This is a genomic window from Trinickia sp., from assembly GCF_051961175.1.
Taxonomy (GTDB): domain Bacteria; phylum Pseudomonadota; class Gammaproteobacteria; order Burkholderiales; family Burkholderiaceae; genus Trinickia.
This window is the reverse complement of record NZ_JBQCDN010000118.1, coordinates 1-6446: the sequence shown is the minus strand read 5'-3', so window position 1 is coordinate 6446 and position 6446 is coordinate 1. Positions and strand designations below refer to the sequence as shown.

At 65.0% G+C, this 6446-nt stretch carries 8 protein-coding genes; 2 read left to right on the top strand and 6 right to left on the bottom strand.

Going from position 1 to position 6446, the window contains the following annotated elements; translation table 11 throughout:
• Together rpmF and ACTHL0_RS06620 are read right to left on the bottom strand one after the other, a co-directional pair.
• A partial coding sequence (rpmF, locus tag ACTHL0_RS06625; RefSeq protein WP_440565852.1) for a 50S ribosomal protein L32 occupies positions 1–110 on the bottom strand: 110 nt, incomplete at its 3' end.
• A 106-nt stretch (positions 111–216) separates the two neighbouring features.
• Positions 217–885, bottom strand: a complete 669-nt coding sequence (locus ACTHL0_RS06620; RefSeq protein ID WP_440565851.1) for a YceD family protein — start codon at positions 883–885, stop codon at positions 217–219.
• 363 nt (positions 886–1248) lie between these two features.
• Here ACTHL0_RS06620 and ACTHL0_RS06615 point away from each other — a divergent pair, with 363 nt between their 5' ends.
• A complete protein-coding gene (locus tag ACTHL0_RS06615; RefSeq protein WP_440565850.1) occupies positions 1249–1878 on the top strand; it encodes a Maf-like protein in 630 nt (209 codons plus the stop codon).
• On the top strand, positions 1875–2597 hold the full coding sequence (locus ACTHL0_RS06610; RefSeq protein ID WP_440565849.1) for an SAM-dependent methyltransferase: 723 nt from the start codon (positions 1875–1877) through the stop codon (positions 2595–2597). The genes ACTHL0_RS06615 and ACTHL0_RS06610 overlap by 4 nt, the downstream gene beginning before the upstream one ends.
• Before the next feature lie 190 nt (positions 2598–2787).
• Here the strand turns inward: ACTHL0_RS06610 and ACTHL0_RS06605 are convergent, their stop codons facing one another.
• The 4 genes from ACTHL0_RS06605 to ACTHL0_RS06590 form a co-directional block, all read right to left on the bottom strand.
• Positions 2788–3792, bottom strand: a complete 1005-nt coding sequence (locus ACTHL0_RS06605; RefSeq protein ID WP_440565848.1) for a S49 family peptidase — start codon at positions 3790–3792, stop codon at positions 2788–2790.
• Between the two features lie 109 nt (positions 3793–3901).
• Positions 3902–4303, bottom strand: a complete 402-nt coding sequence (locus ACTHL0_RS06600) for a Rieske (2Fe-2S) protein (RefSeq protein ID WP_440565847.1) — start codon at positions 4301–4303, stop codon at positions 3902–3904.
• Positions 4300–4959: an HAD-IIIA family hydrolase gene (locus ACTHL0_RS06595; protein WP_440565846.1), complete on the bottom strand. Its 660-nt coding sequence runs from the start codon at positions 4957–4959 to the stop codon at positions 4300–4302. The genes ACTHL0_RS06600 and ACTHL0_RS06595 overlap by 4 nt, the downstream gene beginning before the upstream one ends.
• Positions 4940–5971, bottom strand: coding sequence for an RluA family pseudouridine synthase (locus tag ACTHL0_RS06590; RefSeq protein ID WP_440565845.1), 1032 nt, complete (start codon positions 5969–5971; stop codon positions 4940–4942). Before ACTHL0_RS06590 ends, ACTHL0_RS06595 begins: the two co-directional genes overlap by 20 nt.
• Positions 5972–6446 lie beyond the last annotated feature (475 nt).

Genomic DNA, 6446 nt, shown 5'->3' with positions numbered 1-6446 from the left:
TGCACTTCACCCGTGCTCGGCTCGACTGCGAGCGGGGTCGTCGTCAGGAAATCGTGCGAGCGGTGCATGCCGCGCTTCGACGGCGACTTCTTGTTTTGCTGGACTGCCATGGTAACTCCTAAAAATTTTGGGGATTCTAACACAGCCCGACCGGCGTAACGCCACTGGCCAAACGGCCGGCGCGCCGCATCGCGCTACTGCTATTCAAGCAATGGCTCAGTGCTTCTTGCCGCCCTCTCCGCCGCCACGCTTGAGCGCTTCGAGCGCGGCGAAAGGATTGGGCTTGCCCGCATCGCCGCCATCGGCGGCGCCGGGCGTCGGATCCTCGCTCCCGCTTTCCTCGTCGCTCAGATCGCTCGCATGCTCGCCGGCCGCACCCGAGACGAGGCTCTCGTGCACCTGCGGGCAAACCTCATGCTTCGGTACGAGCGGCAGCGACAACAGCAGCTCTTCCTCGATCAGCTCGACGAGATCGAATTGGCGCGAGCCCACGATCACATCGAGTTCGTCTTCATCGAGCGGAAACGCCTCGGCTTCCTCTTCGGTCGCCACCAGGCGGTACGTGGCTTCCACATCGAACGGTTGCTCGTACGGCGCGAGACACCGCTGGCAGTCGAGCCACGCCGCGCCGTGCAGCGCGAGCCGCAAATACGGCTGTGCCGCTTCGGTGCCGTCGTCCTGCAACTCGGGCTGCGTCGAACCTTCGGCTTGCCAGGTGAACAGCGTGTCGCGATCTGGCGCATCCGCAGGGACTTCGTTTAACATGCGCGGCAATTGCGACACACGCACCGCGCCGGCAGCCTGACGGCCGCTGCGCGCAAATTCGAAGACATCGAACGCATGCGGATCAATGAGCCCGCCAGCCTTGCCGGGATGTTGGGACATGGTTCGCTCCTCGCTCCGCGCGGTATCCGCTTTGGTTGGCCGGCCGGGTTGATTCGGGTTCACTTGAACAACCGCCTCAACCCAGTGCCCCAACTCAGTGCCAACTTAGTCAGCGGCACCTTGCGGCTTGCTATCGACTTGACTTCGTGCTTACTTGACTTCGTGCTTTACAACGACTGCTGCAACCCATCCACGGCCTCACCCAGCCTATCCGCCAGGGACACCGTGAAAAGCCGGAGAGTATATTTGATTTACCTTTTGCAGTCAATCACTTAAACGATCCCGCACACGCGGGGCGAGCGACAGGCGAGCGACAACCGCCGCCGGCCCGCACCGCACCGATTTCCGCCTATCGACCAGCCCATGCACGACTCCAGCATCCAGCCGCCCCGGCTGATCCTCGCCTCCAGCTCACCCTATCGCCGCACCCTGCTCGAACGGCTGCGGATCGCGTTCGACATCGCCGTTCCGGCGCTCGACGAAACGCCGCTCCCGAGCGAGACGCCGGCCGCCACCGCGCTGCGGCTCGCGCAAGCGAAAGCGCGCGCCGTTGCCGCCCGCGAAACCGCCGCGCCCGATGCGGCGCCCGTGCTCGTCATCGGCTCGGATCAGGTGGCCACGTTCGACGGTCTGCAAATCGGCAAGCCCGGCACCCACGAAAAAGCGCTCGAACAACTGCGCATGATGCGCAATCGCGTCGTCGAATTCCATAGTGCGCTGTGCCTGTTCGACAGTGCGCGCGACCTCGCTCGAACGGAAGATGTCGTCACCCGCGTGCGCTTTCGCGATCTGTCGGATGCCGAACTCGAAGCCTACCTGCGCGCTGAAACGCCCTACGATGTCGCCGGCAGCGCGAAATCGGAGGGCCTCGGTATCGCATTGCTCGATTCCATCGAATCGGACGACCCGACCGCACTCGTCGGCCTGCCGCTGATCGCGCTCACGCGGATGCTGCGCGCCGCCGGCTACCCGCTCTTCGCAGGTGCGCGATGAGCGGCGTCCTCTATTTGATCCCGAACGCGCTCGGAGAAGGCGACGCGAGCGCCCTGGCCACTGTCCTGCCGGCCAGCGTCGTCGCGCGCACGGCCTCGCTCGGCTACTTCGTCGGAGAGAACGCCAAGAGCACGCGCGCGTTCCTGAAACGCATCGGCGTCACGCGCCCGATCCAGGAGATCGAGATTCGCGAGCTCAACGTCAACACGCCTGCCGCGGAAGTCGAGCGGCTGCTCGCACCGATTCTCGCCGGAGCAGACGGTGGGCTCGTTTCGGAAGCGGGCTGCCCGGCGGTGGCCGATCCCGGCGCGCTGCTCGTGCGCCGGGCGCACGAGCGCGGCATCAAGGTCGTGCCGCTGGTCGGGCCGAGTTCGATTCTGCTTGCGCTGATGGCCTCGGGGCTGGACGGCCAACGCTTCGCCTTCCACGGTTATTTGCCGGTCGATGCTGCCGAGCGCGTCAAGACGTTGCGCGAACTCGAACAACGCTCGCGCAAGGGGCGCGAAACGCAGATCTTCATTGAAACGCCTTATCGGAACCGCGCCCTGCTCGATGCGCTCGTTGCGAGCTGCGCGCCGTCGACGCTGATTACGGTCGCCGTCGATCTGACGCTCGAATCGGAGCGCATCGCAACCCGGACCGCCAGCGATTGGAAGAAGCTGGCCGGCGCATTCGAGATGCACAAACGGCCGGCGATTTTCTTGATGTTGGCGAACTGACGAGGACGGCGAGGCCCCGCGGGGGCAATGGCGCAGGCCGACAGGCGCCGCCCCCGCCGCCCAGTCACTGCCTCAGGGCAATAGGCGGATCACTGACGGCACCCGAGCACCGCAGCGTCTGAGCGTCTGAGCGTCTGAGCGTCTGAGCGTCGAAGCACCCGAGCATCGGCAGGACCCGCGGGAAGCACGCTCAGCGCACTTTCCAGCCGCCGAGCACGAGCGCATGCATGGCGCCCTCGCCGACCGCCGCGCCGAACTTGCGGGCGATCCGATCGGAAATGCTTTCCTTTTCCGTGTAATCGACGATGTTCGGCGCCTTGATCACTTCGCGTGCCACGTAGCCGGTATCGCCGAAACCGTCGGCCAGCCCGAGTTCGACGCTCTTCTCGCCCGTCCAGAACAAGCCCGAGAACATATCCGGCGTTTCGTGCAATCGTTTGCCGCGTCCTTGCTTGACCACGTCGATGAACTGCTGGTGGATTTGATCGAGCATGGCTTGCGCATGGGCATCCATTGCTGGCGTCTCAGGCGAGAACGGATCGAAAAAGCCCTTGTTCGCACCGGACGTGTGCAGCCGGCGCTGGATACCGAGCTTGTCCATGAGCCCCGTAAACCCGAAGCCGTCCATCAGCACGCCGATCGAACCGACGATGCTCGCGCGGTCGACGTAGATTTTGTCGGCCGCGGCGGCGACGTAATAACCGCCCGACGCGCACATATCGCCGACGACCACATACAACGGCTTGGCCGGGTACTTCTTGCGCAGCCGGCGAATCTCCGAATTGATGATCCCGGCCTGCACGGGAGAACCGCCGGGGCTATTGATATAGAGCACGACGCCGGCCGCGTCGTCATCCGCAAACGCGCGCCGCAGCGAGCGATCGATGTCCTTGGCATTCGCGTTGGTATCGGCGGCGATTTCACCCTCCAGGGAGACGAGCGCCGTATGGCGGCCCGTCGCGACCGGCTTGTCGTGCGACGCGCTGAACACGCCGAAGACGGCCAGCAGCAAGACGGCGAGAAAAGCGAACCGGAAAAAGATCCTCCAGCGGCGCGCCGCCCTTTGCTCGTTGATCGCCGCGAGCGCAATCCGCTCGAGCGCCGCACGCTCCCAATTCGGTTCGCGCCCGGAGGCGCTGGGGCGCGGCTGCGGCTCGGGGGGATGCTGCGATTCGGGCGTGTATTGGTCGGCCATGTGTTCTAGGTGCTTCGTTGTTATCGGGATAACAGGAAAGGGAGGAAACGGGAAACGGGAAACGGCATTTGGACCTGACTTCGCGCATCAGCGCGCGCCGCGGCCGATGTCAGCCGGCGCTTTCCGGGGCGGGCTGCAAATCGCCGTCGGGCAACCAGAAAACGGCCCGGCCCTCGGGCGTATCGCGCTCCTCGACTGCGACAGGCCGCAGCCGTGCGCCGCGGCACGGGCCGCCGACGCAGCGCCCGGTATCGGGCGCATAAATGGCGCCATGCGTAGCGCACATCAAGTATAAGCCCGACGATTCGAAGAACTGACCCTCGACCCAATCGAGCTCCATCGGCACGTGCGCACACCGGTTCAGGTAGCCGTGGACGCGCCCGTCGTAGCGCACGAAGAAGACGACGGCGTCGCTATCGAGATAGCGCGCCGCCCGACGCACGCCTGCGCCGCCGTCGATGAGATCGCCGGCTGCGCATATGCGCACGGCCAGCCCTTCGCCCGCGCTCATGCGTGCTCCCGCAGCCAATCGCCGAGCAAACCGACGCTTTCGGCGACGAAACGGGGCTCGAGTTTGACGAGCGCGTCGACCGGATGCGCCCCGTAGGTGACGGCCACACTCGCCGCGCCCGCGTTGGTCGCCATCTGCAGATCGTGCGTCGTATCGCCGATCATGACCGTTCGCTCCAGATCCTGACCCAGCTCGCGTGTGAGCTCATGCAGCATCGCCGGATGCGGCTTCGAAAAGGTTTCGTCGGCGCAGCGGGTGCCGTCGAACACACTGGTGAGCCGCACCTCGTCGAGCGCCCGGTTCAGCCCGACGCGGCTCTTGCCCGTGGCCACCGCGAGCAGATAGCCTTCCCCGCGCAGTTCGGCCAGCAGCTCGCGCACGCCGGCGAAGAGTTCCGTGTGCGCGTCCTTGACCAGATAGTGGAAACGATAGCGCTCGGCCAGACGCGGGTAGTCGGACGGATCGAGCGTGGGCGCCGCGATCTGCAGCGCATCGCGCAGCCCCAGGCCGATCACGTAACGCGCGGCGTCGTCGGCGGGCACGGGCAACCCCAGGTCGCGGCAGGCGGCCTGTATGCTGCGCGCGATATGCGCCGTCGAATCCATCAGTGTGCCGTCCCAATCGAAGACGATGAGGTCAAATTGCTGTCGGGCCATCGGAATGCGTCTCGTTGCGCAGGTCGGTCAGTTGATCGAGGAATCGCCGGCATTCGTCCGGCAATGGAGCGGTGAGTTCCATCGGCTCGCCCGTGATCGGATGCGTCAGACGCAATCGATGCGCGTGCAGGAACATGCGTTTGAGCGACGGACGCGCGTTCGCACGCGCGAGCGCCTTGTTCAGCGCGAAATCGCCGTACTTGGCGTCGCCGGCGATCGGCAAGCCCAGGTGCGCCAAATGGACGCGGATCTGGTGCGTGCGCCCGGTCTTCAGTTCGGCTTCCACGAGCACGTACCCGGGCCAGCGCTCGATCAGGTTGAACACCGTGTGCGATGGCGAGCCGTCCGGCTGCACGCGCACGCGCCGCTCGCCTTCCGGCGTCAGATATTTATACAGCGGCTCCTTGACCGCACGGCGGCGCCCCCAGTCGCTGGCCCACTGGCCGTGCGCGCAGGCGTAATACCGCTTGTCCATCCGATTTTCCCGGATCTGCTCGTGCAGCCCGACGAGCGCCGCACGCTTCTTCGCGAGCAGCAAGATGCCCGACGTTTCGCGATCGAGCCGGTGCACGAGCTCCAGAAACTTGCCCGACGGACGCGCCTCGCGCATCTGCTCGATCACGCCGAACGCGATGCCGCTGCCGCCGTGCACGGCCACGCCGGCCGGCTTGTTGATCGCGATGATGTGCTCGTCTTCGAACAGGACCTCGAAATGTGCCGGCGGGGGCGGCAAGGCCAATGCGGCGTCGAATGCCTCCGATTGCGCGATGCGCACGGGCGGCACGCGGACGACATCGCCCAGCTCGAGCCGATATTTGGCGTCGACGCGGCGCTTGTTGACCCGCACTTCCCCGCTGCGCAGGATCCGATAGATGTGACTTTTCGGTACGCCTTTACAGACGCGCAACAAAAAATTGTCGATGCGCTGCCCGGCGACCCCGTCGTCCACCTGTATCATCGAGACCTGGTCGGGTGCGACCGATTTCTGGGATATTTTGCCTAACTCATTCATTCTGAATATAATTTGCCCAGCCAACCGTGCGTGCCGCTCATTTTTTTGCGGCCCATCATCGCCCGGATTGTGCAGGGTGAAGCAAGAACCTGCTATTTTACTTGCTTGGCTGCACCCGAGGGTTGGTTGCTCGCCCTGAATCGAGAAGCAACGAGTTGCACGCACGGCATCCATCGCGGCAGGGACGTCGCCCATAGGCGCGTTCGGTCCGGTCGATGCCGACGGTAACGGAATTTTGGTAAAAAAGAATTCATCAGGTGAGCCTTGGCGGTACCGCTCGATGTCGAGCGAACCTGGGCTCCCGATTGCGAAACCTACGGCGAGCGCCCTTATGCGTTCCGCGTGAAGCGGGACGCTCGGCGACGTCAAAAAAATTGGCGAGACACGCCGCGCGGCGGTCGAGCATGCATCGGGCTTCGCGCCGCCACACGCGGCGCGGCTTCCCCCGATCCGGCACAGGCACCGAACGGTGCGC